Below are 13,903 nucleotides of genomic sequence, written 5' to 3' on the forward strand. Positions count from 1 at the left end.
ATCATGTCCATCATCCGCCGCCAAAGCCTTTGTGCCATGGCGCTTTTCCTGTCCGCCGCCAGCGGTCCGGCCCTGGCACAGGACGGCCCCGACATTCCCGAGCCGATGGTGTTCGACATGATCCGCCCGCTGACCGCGAAGGCGGGCGAGATCGAGGTCAATGCGCTGGCCCAGCGCGACCTGACCGGCCCGCGCGGCGAGCTGGAATGGGCGCCCGAAGTCGAGCTGGCGGTGGCGGACGGCTTTGCGGTCGAGCTGGAGCTGCCGCTGATCAACAACCGCATCGTCCAGTATAAGATGGGGCTGCAGAAACGGTTGGGCACGTTCCGGGGCGGTCGCAGCGTGCACGGCGTCCAGTATCTGGGGCTGCACGACCGCGAGGAAGGCGGCTGGACTTCCACCCTCCTCTGGCTGCTCGGCAATCGGTTCGGCGAGCGGTGGAGCACGATGACGATGCTGGGCGTCGGCGACGTGACCCTGCGCGAAGGCAATGAGACGGGCACGATCATCAACCATTCGACCTTTTACGACGTGAACCCCGACACGGTGCTGGGCCTGGAGGTGAACCGCCAGAATGGCCAGGGCGCCTATTGGCTGTTGATGCCGCAGGTCCACCGCGCGATCGGCAAGCTGGGCGTGCAGGGTGGTGTCGGCGCCGAACGCGCGCGGGGCGAGCGGTTCCGGCCGCGTCTGGGGTTGCGGATCATCCGCGAATTGTGATGTCAGGATCGCGACCCATGGGAGACACGGCATGAGCATCGAACTGATCTGCCTGGATGCGGACGACACGCTCTGGCACAATATGCGCCATTTCGCGGCGACCGAGGAAGCCTTGATCGGCCTGCTCGCCCCCTTTGCCGAGGCGCGGGTGGCGCGCGCCACGCTGGAGGCGTGCGAGGCCCGCAACCTGCGGCTCTATGGCTATGGCGCGAAGGGCTTCACCCTGTCGATGATCGAGACAGCGGTGGAACTGGCGGGTGAGACACTGCCCACCGACCTGATCGCGCGGCTGCTGGAGGCGGGGCGGCAGCTGTTGGCGCATCCGGTCGAGCTGCTCGACGGCATCGCCGAGACGATCGAGGCGCTGGGGACGCGCGGGCGGCTGGTCCTGGTGACCAAGGGCGACCTGCTGCACCAGGAAGCAAAGCTGGCGGCATCGGGGCTGGGTTCGCACTTCGCCGATGTCGCGATCGTCAGCGACAAGACGCCCGACACCTTCCGCCAGATCTTCGCCCGCCATGGCGTCGCCCCTGAACAGGCGGTGATGGCGGGGGATTCGATGCGATCCGACGTGCTACCTGCACTGAAGGCGGGGGCATGGGCAGCCTATATCCCCCAGCCGCTGGCCTGGAGCCATGAGGCAGGCGAGATGCCGGTCGACCATCCGCGCTTCCGGCAGCTGGAGCGGCTGGGCGATCTGCCCGACTGGATCGACGCGATCGGGTGAGACCCGGCGGACGGTTCAGCCCGGATCGCGCTCCTCGCCGATGACGACGCCGTGGACCATGTCCGGGCCGTCATGGCCGAAGCTGTTGCGATGCACGCGCACGCCCGCCGTGGTGACGGGGGCGATCGAGGGCGAGGATGGGACGGCGGCGGCAGCTTCGGCGGCCTCTAACCGCTGTTCGCCGCGATGGATCGTCACGCCGTTCACCATCTCCGCCATCGGAGCGGCGTCGGGTGTCGGCATGGGCGCGGGCACGGGGATGCTGGGTTCGATCCCTGCATAGTCCTGGCGGAAGGACAGGTCGCGCTCCAGCGCGCCTTTCCAGCGATAGAAGATATGGCTGCCGATTGCGCCGATGCGGTTCAGGCTGCTCGCCCACCAGGGCAGCACGTAATTGGCGTGGTAGAAGGTCGCGGCCCCTACCGGCGCATAGACCAGGCCTGCCAGCGCGGCCTGCGCCACGGCGGCGGCGCGGCTCCAGGCGGCGGGATCGCGCGGGCGGAGCATCGATCCGTCGCAGGTGAAGCTGAACTGGCATCCCGTCTGGCGGCCGGAGCCCTGATAGACGACGCCGCAGATGCTCTTGGGAAAGGCGCGGTCGCGGACACGGTTGAGCACGACCTGCGCCACGGCGCGCTGGCCGTCGACCGGTTCGGAGCGGGCTTCGTAATAGATGGCGGCGGTCAGGCATTCGGCCGCGCGCGCCGCATCGGTGGCGGTCCGCGCGACGCCGGTAAAGGCCGGGGCGGCGGCCATCTCGATCGGAGTGTTGCCGACAATCGTGTCGGGCAGATCCTCGTCGGGCACGTCGAGCGCCAGCTGTCGCAGCAGCGTCCGTGCAGTCGGTGGCGGCACGTCCAGCGTCAGACGGGCGGGCGGGTGCCGGGTCGGCGTGCACGACGTCGCGACCGCGAGCGTCGCCACCAACATCAACCAGCGCAGCACGTTATCCGCTTCCCAACCCATGGTCCCCAAGATGCGTTTACGGCGCAGGGGGTTAGGAAGCGGTTAAGTGGCGATAACCAAGCCATGGAAGAATTCCTCCCCTGCAAGGGGAGGTGGCAGGCCGGAGGCCTGACGGAGGGGTGTCGCCCTGTCGAGAGCGGGATACCCCTCCACCATGCTGCGCATGGTCCCCCCCTTGCAGGGGAGGAAAAAAACACACTCAGAACCGCGCGCCCAGCTCCACGCCGTAGAAGCGCGGTTCGCCCGCGATATAGGTCGGCGTGCCGAACGTGCCGCCGGTATTGCCCGCGTCGATCAGATACCGCTTGTTGGTCAGGTTGCGCGCGAAGCCGCCGACATGAAAGCGGCCCTGATCGCCGAACTCGACCCCGGCGCGCAGGTTGACCAGCGTATAGCCGCCCTGCGAGATCGCCTCGCTATTGGGCAGCTCGAAATACACCTTCGACCGGTAATTGGCGCTGGGCGTGGCGTAGAAGGTCGCCGACGACCCGACCGGAATGCGCAAGGTGGCACCGCCCGAAGCGGTGATCTCCGGCTGCAGCCGGAAGCGATTGCCCGCGAACACGCCGTTGGCCGGGTCGTTGGCGATCCCGCCATCGATATAGGCAAAGCTGCCGAACAGGCTGAGCCAGCGGTGCACCGCGACATTGCCTTCCAGCTCGACGCCGAGATTGTTCGCCGACCCCGCACTGCGCGTCACCGCCAGCCCGTTCTCGAAGGTCGAGACCTGGAACCCGCGATAGCGCTGATAGAAGATCGAGGCCGCGCCGGTGAACGGGCCGACCCGCCCCTTGATGCCGCCTTCATAGTTCCAGACATCCTCCTCCGGCACGATCTGAAGCCGGGGAATGGCACCCGAATTGGCGACGGTCAGCGGGACGATGCGCTGCGCATCCAGCTGCACCACCGGCGAACGGCGGCCCTTGCTGACCGTGGCATAGAGGTTCACGTCGTCGCTCAGGCGATAGAGCGCGTTGAAGCGCGGCAGGATCGCGGCATAGCTGCGCTGCGCCTCGAACAGCTGGCCCTTGGTATTGGCCGCGCCGAGCAGGCTGGTGAAGACGCCCGCACCCGCCAGCAGGCGGCTGTCGGGCATGACGTTGCTATAGCGGGACGTGCGATCCTCGATCAGGATGCGCGCACCGGCGGTCAGCTCCAGCGCCGCGCTCGGAATCCAGGTCGCGTCGGCGAACACCGAATAGGTGTTGTTGCGCCCGTAATTGGCGAAGCTGGCGCTGTAGGGCAGCACGGTCGCCGCCCCGCGCGACAGGACCGCGGTGGCGCGGGTCGCCGGGATGGTGCCGTTCGCGGCGACGCATCCGGTGCCGGTGGGTATCCCGGCGCCGTTCAGAATCTGGCGGATGGGGGCGAAGAGCGGGGTGACGGAACAGGCGAGATAGGTGCCTTCCTCGGTCGAGAAGGGCACGCGCTGCTGGCCATTCTCGAAGAACGCGTTCCAGCCGAACGAGGCGCGGTAATGCTTGCCGTCAAAGGCGAAGCGGCTTTCATGGCTCCACTGGTCGCCCTTGGCATCCTCGGCGAACTCCAGATACCAGGCCGGGCCGCCGTCCGCGTCGAAGATTTCCAGCGCGTCGAACCGGCGATAGCCGTTGACCGTGGTGAAGGTGATGCCCGGCGCGACATCGACCGCGACCGTCAGGTTCGCGTCATAGACGTTGCGGGTCAGCCCCAGCTTGCGGGCGCCCAGCACTTCGGCGGAGAAGGGCGAGCCCGACAGCTCGGCATAGCCATAGTCGCCGGTCTGGCCGCCGGTGGGGGCAAAGACGCGGCTCTTGAACGCGGTGCCGGGATTGCGCTGTCCGTCATAGGTCAGGATCAGGTCGGCGGTGACCGAGCTATTGGGCGTCCAGCGCAGCGATCCGCGCACCCCGCGCTGGTCCTGGCCGTTCAGATCGTCCTGGTCGACGCGGCCCTGGTTCTGGTTGGGGACATTGGCATCGCCCGCGATGTTGCGGACATAGCCGTCGCGAAACTTGTACGCGAAGGCGATGCGCCCGGCAAGCGTGTCGTTGCCCGCGTTGAGGTAACCCGACACCTGGGTCCGGTTGAAATTGCCATAGGAGGCCAGGATGCCGCCCTCGGTGCCGGCATGGGGGCGGGCGGAGATGATGCTGATCGCGCCGACCGCGGCGGCGGTGCCGAACAGGGTCGCCTGCGGCCCCTTCACGACCTCGATCCGCTCGATATCGTACAGGTCCTGATAGGCGCCGCGCGTCCGGCTGATGTCCACGCCGTTATAATAGAGCGTGACGCGCGCGCCCTGCTGCGCCGAACCCGAGTCCGAGGTGATGCCGCGAATGACGAAGCCGGGATTGTTCGCGCTCTGCTCCTGGATCTGCAGGCCGGGGATATATTGCGCGACCTCGGACAGCGAGTTGACGCCGATATCGGCCATGCGTGCACCGGACACCGCGCTGACGGTCAGGGGAACATCCTCGATCCGCTGTTCGCGCTTCTGCGCGGTGACGATGACGTCGGGATTGTCGTTGGCGTCGCGGGCATCCTGTTGCGGCTGGATCATCGCCTGGGCACTTGCCCCCTGGGCGAGTGCCAGCTGGCTCAGACCCGCAAGCAAGGTCGCCAGCGTCACGCGGCGCACGATCGAATTCATCTTGGTCCCCCCGGAAAATCCTTCTGTCGCCGCCGACTAGGTTAAAGGGATTACCAGTTGGTGTCCTGCGCATGTCGTTTCTGTGACAGCTGGCACCCTGTCGCCAAACCGTCACAGCACCGCCATCGCTCTGTCGTTCACCGGGCCTAGCGACGGCGGCGAAAGGACCGATACGATGACGATGATGAACCGACGCCGCGCCATGGTGCTGATGGGAAGCGGGGCAACCCTGGCCCTGCCGACGATGGCGGAGGCCGCTCCCCCGGCCGCCCGGTTCGATCACGGCGTGGCGAGCGGCGATCCTTCGCCCGATGGCGCGATCCTGTGGACCCGCGCGACGCCAGCCGAGGGGCAGGGGGCTGATATCCCGTTGACCTGGCATGTCGCGCCGCTGGACGGCCGCGATGCGGTGGGCCTGCGTACCGGCCGGGTCGCGGCGCGCGCTGCGCGGGACTTCACCGCCAAGGTCGAGGTGACCGGCCTGCGGCCGGGCCGCGATTATCGCTACTGGTTCGAGTCGGCGGACGGTCGGCGTTCGGCCGAGGGGCGTTTCCGCACCCTGCCGCGCGGTCGGGTGGAGGATCTGGTTCTGGCGGTCGTGTCCTGCCAGCTATATCCGGGCGGCCTGTTCAACGCCTATGACGCCATCGCCAAGGCGGAGCGGATGGATGCCGTGCTGCATCTGGGCGACTATATCTATGAATATGGCGCGGACGGTTATGGCGCGGCGATCGGGCGCAAGCTGAACCGCCTGCCCGAACCCGCGCACGAGATCGTGACGCTGGCCGATTATCGTATGCGCCACGCCCAGGTAAAGCGCGATCCCGACATGCAGGCCGCGCATGCCCGCACCGCCTTCATCTGCGTCTGGGACGATCATGAGGTCGCCAATGACGACTGGATCGGCGGCGCGGAAAACCACCAGCCTGAAACCGAGGGTGATTGGGGGCAGCGCAAGGCGGCGGCCATGCAGGCCTATTTCGAGTGGATGCCGATCCGCGATCCGCTGCCCGGTAAGCCGTGGGAGGCGATCAACCGCAGCTTCGAGTTCGGCGACTTGGCAACGCTGGTCATGCTGGAGACGCGCTTGCTGGCCCGTTCCAAGCAGGTTCGCGCCAAAGGGGAGGCGCCCGAGCCCGACGAATATGCGACGATGATGGCCGAACGCGCGCGGCCCGACCGCGAACTGCTGGGGGCTGGCCAGCTCGACTGGATCGAACGGACGCTGACCCGCTCGGTCCAGGCGGGCACGCCGTGGCAGGTGATCGGCAATCAGGTGGTGATGGCCCGGATCGATGGGCCCGACCTGGAGAAGCAGATGGGTGCGGCGGGCTATGCCAAGCTGACCGAGCGGCTTTCGGAGGACGCACGGCGCCAGCTCGGTGAGGCCCAGGCGTCGTATCGGGCGGGCCTGCCGCTCAATTTCGACAGCTGGGACGGCTATCCGGCGGCGCGCGAGCGGCTGTACGCGGCGTTCCGGCGGGCGGGCAGCCGTCCGGTCGTGGTGTCGGGCGACAGCCATGCCGCCTGGGCCAATGACCTTTATGCTGCGGACGGGACGCTGGTCGCGGCGGAGTTCGCTGGCACCTCGATCACCAGCCCGTCCTGGGGCGACCTGATGCCCGGCATCGGCCGCGAGATCGCCGCCGCCAATCCCAAGGTGGTCCGCTTCTGTGATCAGGATGACAAGGGCTGGCTGCACCTCACCCTGACCCGCGAGGCGGCCACCGCGCGCTACATGACCGTCTCGACCGTCCTGGCCAAACCCTATGAGCAAGGCGTCGCAGCGGTCTGGCGGACCAAGCCGGGCACCGCCGCGCCGATCGAGCCGGTGAGCGCCTGATCGGTTCCTGAACGTCGCCCCGACCTACCGGGCTCGCCGGGCGGCGGCGAGGACATGGGCGGTCAGGGCGGCGTCGTCATGGTTCATGTAATGGCCGCCCGGCAGCGCGATCACCTTGGCATTGGGTTGCTTCAGCAGCGGGCAGAGACTGTCCCTCTCCTTGATGCCGTAGATACAGGTCAGCGGGGCCCAGTCGATCGTTCGCGCGGTCGTGATTCCCCAGCTGTCGGGCTTGCCGCGATAGGCGAGCCCGGACGGATCGGAGCGGAAAAAGGCGGTCTCGCCCGGCACGACCAGGATGATCGCCGCCACGCGCGGGCGCAGATCGGCGGGCAGGCGGGCGAGGCCGGTCTGCAACATATCCGCGCCATAGGACTGGCCGAGCAGCACCAGCCGACGCGAGCCTGCTTCCTGCGCGGCGCGGCGGACCAGATCGGCGATCAGCGCGTCGACCTCGCCCCGCGTGCGGGGATGGCGGAACAGGACCGGCGAGTTGACCCCGCTGACCGGGATTCCCGCCGCGCTCAAGCTGCGCGCGATCACGCCGCCCATGCCATAGCGAAGCCCCATATCGCCCGACAGCGATAGTACCAGTATCGGCTGGGCCCGGCCCTGCGCGGGAAAGCGGACAAACGGGTCTCGGTCGAAATAACTTCCCGAATAGAGAAGGATAGCGACGCCGGTGATGACCAGCAGCAGGATCGCGGCGACAATATTGCGGCCGTTGCGGCGGTGGCGCGCCAAGAGATCGGACATGACCTGTCCTACCGCTATTGTCCGCCCATTGTCACGGGCCCCCAACACCGCTTCACGAAGCGTTATGAAAAATCTGTAATGTTGCGATCACGCGCTCTATGCGCGTGATCTGCCATCGGGCAGCGCGATAGGGACCGTCGGATGGCGGAATGCCGCTTTCCCGCCGGACCCATGCACCAAGGACCAATGCCCGTGACCAAGCCGATCTTTTTCGATCCCACCGGACGCCGGGGCACATGGGCCCGGCGCGGGGTCGCGGTCATGATCCTGTCGGTGGTGATCGCGGCGATCGCCTTTGCGACGACGCTGGTCGCGGTGCCCAATTCGGGCGTGTTGCCCTTGCCCTTCGCGCGCCGCCAGCCGATGACGCTGGAGCCCACCGCCCAGTTGAAGGGGCGGCGCGGCCAGTGGCTGCCGCGTAAGGCGGTGGCGCAGGGGCATACCCCGCTGACCATTGCCTTCTACACGCCGGGCAACGACTCGGCGCTGTCGTCGCTGCGCGCGCATATGGGCCAGATCGACTGGCTGGTCCCCTCGCTGATGAACGTTGCGGGTCCCAAGGCCGAGCTGCAGATCAACAACGATCCCAAGCTGGCGACGCTGATTGCCCGCGCCGCCAAGCCGCCGCGTCTTCTTCCCATGGTCCAGAATCTGGCCAATGACGAATGGGACGGCCAGGCGATCGCGCGGATCATCGCCAGCCCCGCCGCCTCCGAAAAGCTGGCGACCCAGCTGGGCCAGTCGATCACGGCCAATCGCCAGTCGGGCATGGTCATCGACTTCGAGAATCTGCCCGCCAGCGCGATGCCCGGCTATCCGCGCCTGCTCCAGCGGATCAAGGCGCACCTGCCCAAGGGCGCGGTGCTGGCCGTGACCGTGCCCGCCGAGGACGAGGCGTGGCAGTTGCAGCGGCTGGCCAAGGTCGTCGATCGGGTCATGCTGATGGCCTATGACGAGCATTGGCAGACCGGCACCCCAGGCCCGATCGCGTCGCAGCCCTGGTTCCTGCAGGCGACCGAAAAGGCGCTGCGCGAGGTCGGTCGCGACAAGCTGATCGTCGCGCTGGGCAGCTATGCCTATGACTGGCCGACCAAGGCCGACGGCCCGGCCGAACCCGCCGAAGCCAAGTCGATCGAGGAGGCTTGGCTGATGGCGCATGACAGCCAGGCCAAGGTGACGTTCGACCCGGCCAGCGGCAATGCGGGTTTCGCCTATGACGAGAATGGCGAGCATCATACCGTCTGGATGCTCGACGCGGCCACCAGCTGGAACCAGCTCCAGGCGCTGAAGCAGCTGGGCATCGACGATGTCGCCTTCTGGCAGCTGGGCAGCGAGGACCCTGGCCTGTGGGCCGACTTCGCGGCGTTTCGCAGCACGGCGCGCGGCGTCATTCCCCGGCTGGGTTCGATCACCTCGCCGCTGAATGCCGATGTCGAGGGGCCGGGGGAAATCCTGCGCATCACCGCGCAGCCGACCGATGGACAGCGCGCCCTGCGCTACGACAAGGACGGCATCATCCGGAACGAGGTCTATCAGACGCTTCCGACTCCCTATGTCGTCCAGCGGGCGGGCGCGGTGCCCAAGACGATCGCGCTGACCTTCGACGATGGGCCCGATCCCGAATGGACGCCCAAGATCCTCGACGTGCTGGAGCGCGAGCGGGTGCCGGCGACCTTCTTCGTCATCGGCGAGAATGCGCTGCAACATCCGCAACTGCTCCGCCGCATCGTCGATGGCGGTAGCGAGCTGGGCAATCACAGCTATACCCATCCCAACATGGCGACGACCAGCGACCGGGGCATCAAGCTGGAGCTGAACGCCACCCAGCGGCTGATCCAGGCCTATACCGGCCGTTCCACGACGCTGTTCCGCGCGCCCTATTTCGGCGACGCCGAGCCGACCACGGGCGACGAGATCGGCCCGGCCCTGGTCGCGCAGAATCTGGGCTATACCGTCGTCGGCCTGCACGTCGATCCGAACGATTGGCAGCGGCCGGGCGTCGACCAGATCGTCCAGCAGACCATCGATCAGGTCCACGGCGCGACCGAGGAGAATTCGGCCAATGTCGTGCTGCTCCACGATGGCGGCGGCGACCGTGAACAGACGGTCGAGGCTCTGCCGCGCATCATCGATACGTTGCGGGCGCAGGGGTATCGCTTCGTCCCCGCGTCGCAACTGGTCGGGATCAGCCGCGACCAGGCGATGCCGAAAGTCGAGGGCAGGGACCTGCTGGCGGTGCGGACCGATGTCGCCATCTTCGTCTTCCTGGCCTTCGTATCGGCCGCGCTCGCGTGGCTCTTCTATCTCGCCATCGCGCTTGGCATCGCACGCGCCGTCGTCATGGCGGGTCTGGCCTGGTTCCAGGGCCGCAAGTCGAAGCCCGTGCCCCCCGAATATACGCCCAGCGTCTCGGTCATCATCCCCGCCTTCAACGAGGAGCGGGTGATCGTCCAGTCGGTGTCGCGCGTGCTGGAAAGCCATTATCCGGGGCTGCAGGTCATCGTGGTCGATGACGGGTCGAAGGATCGCACCAGCGCCGTGGTGCGCGAGGCCTTTGCGGGCGAACCGCGCGTCCAGCTGCTGACGCTGGTCAATGGCGGCAAGGCGGCGGCGCTGAACCGCGCGCTTCAGGATGCGACCGGCGAGGTGCTGATCGCGCTCGACGCCGATACCCAGTTCGAGCCCGAGACGATCGCCAAGCTCGCCCGCTGGTTCGCCGATCCCAAGCTGGGCGCGGTGGCGGGCGATGCGCGGGTGGGGAACCGGGTGAACCTGGTGACCCGCTGGCAGGCGGTCGAATATATCACCGCGCAGAATCTGGAGCGCCGGGCGCTGGCCGGGTTCGACGCGATGACGGTGGTGCCGGGCGCGGTCGGCGCATGGCGGCGCACGGCCCTGGATGCCGTGGGCGGCTATCCCGAGAACACGCTGGCCGAGGATCAGGACCTGACCATCGCGATCCAGCGGGCCGGGTGGCGTGTCACCTATGATCCGCGCGCGGTGGCGTGGACCGAAGCGCCCGAGAGTTTCAAGGCGCTCGCCAAGCAGCGCTATCGCTGGGCGTTCGGCACGCTGCAATGCCTGTGGAAGCACCGTGCCGTGCTGCGCACGGGCAAGCCCGCCGGGCTGGCGCGGGTCGGTCTTCCCCAGGCCTGGTTGTTCCAGATCATCTTCGCCGCCATCTCGCCCCTGATCGACCTGGCGCTGATCCTGTCGGTCATCGGCACCGCGATGCGCGTCGCGCAGCATGGCTGGGCGCAGACCAGCACCGACGTGTTCCAGATGGCGGCTTACTGGGTAGCCTTCACCTCGATCGACGTGCTGTGCGGCTGGCTGGCGTACCGGCTGGACGGTAACCGGGTGCGCTACCCCGCGCATCTGCTGGTCGCGCAGCGGCTGGTCTATCGCCAGATCATGTACTGGGTCGTGCTGCGCGCGATCAGCTCGGCGATCGGCGGGTGGATCGTCGGCTGGGGCAAGCTGGAGCGTACGGGGAACGTCGCGGCGTAAGCGGCGTCCCCGTCGCTCAGGCGGCGGAACGCGTGTCGGGCGTCAGCGTCAGGCGGACGCGCAACCCCGGCGCATTGTCCTCCAGCGCCAGCGTTCCGCCATGGAGATGCGCCACCGCGCTGGCGAGCGATAGGCCGAGCCCTGCGCCACTTTCGGTCCGCGCCGCGTCCAGCCGGCCGAAACGCTTCAACGCCTCGTCGCGGCGTTCCTCCGGGATGCCGGGGCCGTCATCGGCGACGATCAGGACCGGGCCCGGCTCGACCCGCACGGTGATCTCGCCCGCGCCATATTTCAGCGCATTGTCGATCAGATTGGCGGCGGCCTGCCCCAGCAGCTCGCGGTGGACCCGCGCGACCAGCGTCTCAGGGCCCTCGGCGCGGATGGTCATGCCCCGATCCTCGGCCAGCGGCTCGAACATGTCGGCGACATCGCGCACCATCTCTGCCAGGTCGGCGTCGACAAAGGCGTCGCGGCCGAGGCCCGCTTCGGCCCGGCTGATGCGCAGTGCGGTGTCGAGCATGGCGAGCAGCCGGTCGCCTTCCTCCAACGCGCGGCCGACCGCGACACGCGCATTCTCGTCCCTACTCTCGGCCAGCGCGCGGTCCAGCGTCGCGCGCAGCCGGGTGAGGGGGGAGCGCAGGTCGTGCGCCAGCCCGTCGGTCGCGACCTTCAATTCGGTCATCAGCAGGGCGATCCGGTCGAGCATCGCATTGACCGCCTGGGCCAGCGCGTCGAACGCGTCGTCGCCGCCATTGGGGATGACCCGGCGCGACAGGTCGCCGCCCGCGACCGCATGGGCGGTGGCGACCGTATCCTCCAGCCGCCGCTCGATCATCCGTGCAGCGGCCCATGCGGCGAGTGCGGCGAGCACGATGGCGGCGGCCATGCCGACCCCCATCGCCTCTTCCATTGCCAGCGCGACGCGCAGCTCGCTCTCGATGACATGGCCCGCCAGCATCCGCGAGCCATCGGGCAGGCGGGTCGCCATCACCCGCATCCGTTCGGGTTGGGAATGGCCGATCCGAAAGATCTCAATCGTCGCCGAACCGGGCGCGGGGACGTTGGGCGGCCAATCGGCGATGTTGCCCGCCACGAACCGTCCGCGCGGATCGGTCAGCAGGATGACCGACAGCGGCAGGCGGTCGGTGGTCATCCGCCGGTCGACCGCGGCACGGACCGCCGCTTGGCCCCCCGACAGCCATACGCCCGACAACTCGTCGCGCAGATCGCTGGCGGCGTCCTCGGCCTGATCGGCGATCTCGCTGCGCGTCAGATGGCGCACGGTCGCCACCATCGCGCCTGCGCCGACCAGTTGCAGCGCAAAGACCAGCAATGCGAAGCGCAAAGTGGTCGAGCGGAGGACCGCCGGTGCTATTTCTCGACCCCCAGCTTATAGCCCGAGCCGCGCACCGTATGCAGGAGCGGGCGGGCAAAGCCTTCGTCGATCTTCTTGCGCAAGCGGCTGATATGCACGTCGGTGACGTTGGTGTTGGGATCGAAATGGAAATCCCAGACCCCTTCCAGCAACATGGTGCGGGTCACCACCTGGTCGACATGCTGGAGCAGATATTCGAGCAGCCGATATTCGCGCGGTTGCAGGTCGATCGGCTTTCCGGCGCGGCGCACCCGGTGGGCAAGCAGGTCCATCTCCAGATCGTCACACACCAGCTTGGTCTGCGGCGCGTTGCCGGTGGTGCCGCTGCGCCGGATCAGCAGGCGGATGCGGGCCAGCAACTCGGCAAAGACGAACGGCTTGGTCAGATAATCGTCCGAGCCGGAGGTCAGCCCCGCCACCCGGTCCTCGGGCGAGGACAGCGCGGACAGGATCAGTACCGGCGTTTGGATGCCCGCCGCGCGGATCGCGGCCAGCACCGACATGCCGTCCATGCCGGGCAGCATCCGGTCCAGGATGATGCAGTCATAGGTGCCGTCGGTCGCATGGAACAGGCCATCGCGCCCGTTCGCGGCATGATCGATCAGGAATCCTTCTTCCCGCAACCCGTTGGCGATGTAATCCGCCGTCGAGCGATCATCTTCGATCAGCAAAATCCTGTTGGCCACGCTGTCCTCCCGACGCGCTCCTTAGCAGCGTGATCGTAAGGAGGCCATGGTCGCGCGCGACTTCCAGCTGGACGGGAGAATCGATGCGCCGCGCGGCCTCGTCGCGCAGCATCGCGAAGGATGTCGCGGGGTGGCCGTCGATGGTCATGACCGTATCGCCGACATGCAGCGGGGGCTTCACCGGCGGCATGGGATCGCCCTCGACATCGCTGCGCAGGCTGGTGACGACCAGGCCCGGCCGATCGTCACCGACGGGGGCGAAGGTCGCGCCGTAGAGGGTCGATGGCCGGTGCGGCCCGGCACGAAGCGGCATATGCCCGACCAGCAGCGCCGTCGCGGTGCCACCGACCAGCGCGACCAGCCCCGCGCCCCAGCCGACGATCCTTAGCCCCTTCATATCGGCCACTTTCCTGCGGCCACCGGCAGCGCACGCGGCGCGGCGATCATGGGGGCCTGGACGGCGGGCAGGGGCGATGCGTTCACCCTGTCTGCATAGCCGCCATGACCTGAGCGAAGCGTGGGCGAAGCATGACGCTTCTGTCATGTGAAGGGCAGGTGGCGCGTGACGAACTTGTCATGTGCCCGTAAGGCAGCGGGGCCGGGCGGCGCTTTATGCCGCCGGGTTCCGTGATGGCGGGGTCTGAAAACGGAAGTGGTAGGCGTGTGACGCAAGGGCATGGGGTGGCGG

At 67.8% G+C, this 13,903-nt stretch carries 10 protein-coding genes; 4 read left to right on the top strand and 6 right to left on the bottom strand.

The annotated features are described in order from the left end of the window. Positions 1–3 precede the first annotated feature (3 nt). Positions 4–720 carry a hypothetical protein gene (locus SSA01S_RS06555; protein ID WP_240954539.1) on the top strand — a complete coding sequence of 239 codons (717 nt, stop codon included), beginning with the start codon at positions 4–6 and terminating at the stop codon, positions 718–720. A gap of 31 nt (positions 721–751) precedes the next feature. Then, a complete protein-coding gene (locus SSA01S_RS06560) occupies positions 752–1,447 on the top strand; it encodes an HAD family hydrolase (RefSeq protein WP_061779718.1) in 696 nt (231 codons plus the stop codon). Positions 1,448–1,462: 15 nt separating this feature from the next. Here SSA01S_RS06560 and SSA01S_RS06565 read toward each other — a convergent pair whose 3' ends face one another. Both SSA01S_RS06565 and SSA01S_RS06570 read right to left on the bottom strand, forming a co-directional pair. Next, positions 1,463–2,413, bottom strand: coding sequence for a cell wall hydrolase (locus SSA01S_RS06565; protein WP_240954934.1), 951 nt, complete (start codon positions 2,411–2,413; stop codon positions 1,463–1,465). Between the two features lie 199 nt (positions 2,414–2,612). Further along, entirely contained in the window at positions 2,613–5,045 is a 2,433-nt protein-coding gene (locus SSA01S_RS06570; protein ID WP_061779719.1) for a TonB-dependent receptor, read from the bottom strand. Between the two features lie 175 nt (positions 5,046–5,220). Here SSA01S_RS06570 and SSA01S_RS06575 point away from each other — a divergent pair, with 175 nt between their 5' ends. Beyond that, positions 5,221–6,888, top strand: a complete 1,668-nt coding sequence (locus tag SSA01S_RS06575; protein ID WP_061779752.1) for an alkaline phosphatase D family protein — start codon at positions 5,221–5,223, stop codon at positions 6,886–6,888. A 24-nt stretch (positions 6,889–6,912) separates the two neighbouring features. Here SSA01S_RS06575 and SSA01S_RS06580 read toward each other — a convergent pair whose 3' ends face one another. Continuing rightward, positions 6,913–7,644 (bottom strand): AcvB/VirJ family lysyl-phosphatidylglycerol hydrolase, encoded by a 732-nt coding sequence (locus SSA01S_RS06580; protein WP_061779720.1) that lies wholly within the window; start codon positions 7,642–7,644, stop codon positions 6,913–6,915. 192 nt (positions 7,645–7,836) lie between these two features. On the opposite strand from SSA01S_RS06580, the gene SSA01S_RS06585 reads away from it, so the two are divergent. Then, positions 7,837–11,154, top strand: coding sequence for a trifunctional glycoside hydrolase family 18/polysaccharide deacetylase/glycosyltransferase family 2 protein (locus tag SSA01S_RS06585; protein WP_061779753.1), 3,318 nt, complete (start codon positions 7,837–7,839; stop codon positions 11,152–11,154). Positions 11,155–11,170: 16 nt separating this feature from the next. Here the strand turns inward: SSA01S_RS06585 and SSA01S_RS06590 are convergent, their stop codons facing one another. The 3 genes from SSA01S_RS06590 to SSA01S_RS06600 are packed head-to-tail and all read right to left on the bottom strand — an operon-like array spanning position 11,171 to position 13,612. Continuing rightward, positions 11,171–12,499 carry a sensor histidine kinase gene (locus SSA01S_RS06590; RefSeq protein ID WP_240954540.1) on the bottom strand — a complete coding sequence of 443 codons (1,329 nt, stop codon included), beginning with the start codon at positions 12,497–12,499 and terminating at the stop codon, positions 11,171–11,173. 26 nt (positions 12,500–12,525) lie between these two features. Then, the gene (locus tag SSA01S_RS06595) at positions 12,526–13,215 is read right to left on the bottom strand and encodes a winged helix-turn-helix domain-containing protein (protein WP_061779722.1); all 690 of its coding nucleotides are present in this window, start codon (positions 13,213–13,215) and stop codon (positions 12,526–12,528) included. Beyond that, positions 13,184–13,612 (bottom strand): PDZ domain-containing protein, encoded by a 429-nt coding sequence (locus SSA01S_RS06600; protein ID WP_156477692.1) that lies wholly within the window; start codon positions 13,610–13,612, stop codon positions 13,184–13,186. Before SSA01S_RS06600 ends, SSA01S_RS06595 begins: the two co-directional genes overlap by 32 nt. Between the last annotated feature and the right edge of the window lie 291 nt (positions 13,613–13,903).

Origin of the sequence: Sphingomonas sanguinis NBRC 13937 (genome assembly GCF_001591005.1) — a bacterium.
In the GTDB taxonomy this organism is placed as follows: Bacteria; Pseudomonadota; Alphaproteobacteria; order Sphingomonadales; family Sphingomonadaceae; genus Sphingomonas; species Sphingomonas sanguinis.

Excerpts from the sequence above, each read along its gene's own strand:
- SSA01S_RS06570 (WP_061779719.1), bottom strand. The coding sequence starts at position 5,045 with ATGAATTCGATCGTGCGCCGCGTGACGCTGGCGACCTTGCTTGCGGGT.
- SSA01S_RS06580 (WP_061779720.1), bottom strand. The coding sequence starts at position 7,644 with ATGTCCGATCTCTTGGCGCGCCACCGCCGCAACGGCCGCAATATTGTC.
- SSA01S_RS06575 (WP_061779752.1), top strand. The coding sequence starts at position 5,221 with ATGACGATGATGAACCGACGCCGCGCCATGGTGCTGATGGGAAGCGGG.
- SSA01S_RS06560 (WP_061779718.1), top strand. The coding sequence starts at position 752 with ATGAGCATCGAACTGATCTGCCTGGATGCGGACGACACGCTCTGGCAC.
- SSA01S_RS06565 (WP_240954934.1), bottom strand. The coding sequence starts at position 2,413 with ATGGGTTGGGAAGCGGATAACGTGCTGCGCTGGTTGATGTTGGTGGCG.
- SSA01S_RS06600 (WP_156477692.1), bottom strand. The coding sequence starts at position 13,612 with ATGAAGGGGCTAAGGATCGTCGGCTGGGGCGCGGGGCTGGTCGCGCTG.
- SSA01S_RS06555 (WP_240954539.1), top strand. The coding sequence starts at position 4 with ATGTCCATCATCCGCCGCCAAAGCCTTTGTGCCATGGCGCTTTTCCTG.